The organism is Pleomorphomonas diazotrophica (genome assembly GCF_002844595.1).
Classification (GTDB): domain Bacteria; phylum Pseudomonadota; class Alphaproteobacteria; order Rhizobiales; family Pleomorphomonadaceae; genus Pleomorphomonas; species Pleomorphomonas diazotrophica.
The window spans coordinates 1-219 of sequence record NZ_PJNW01000025.1 but is presented as its reverse complement, the minus strand read 5'-3'; the positions used below and the strand labels follow the sequence as shown (position 1 = coordinate 219).

General features: G+C 65.3%; 1 pseudogene. It reads left to right on the top strand.

Going from position 1 to position 219, the window contains the following annotated elements:
- A pseudogene (locus tag CXZ10_RS21160) lies at nucleotides 1–219 on the top strand (ABC transporter ATP-binding protein); the annotation flags it as partial.

The window sequence follows — 219 nt, the reverse complement described above, 5'->3', positions numbered from 1 at the left end:
GCATCGATCTCCTCAAGGCCGGTCCGGCCACCTGGCGCGACATGCGCGGCAGCCGGATGGCGATGATCCTGCAGGACCCGAAGTTTTCGCTCAATCCGGTGATGACCATCGGTCGCCAGATCACCGAGACGCTGCGCCATCACGAGAATGTCACCAAACGCGAGGCGCAGCGTCGCGCCTTGGACATGCTGGAGGCGGTGCAGATCGCCGACCCCGAGC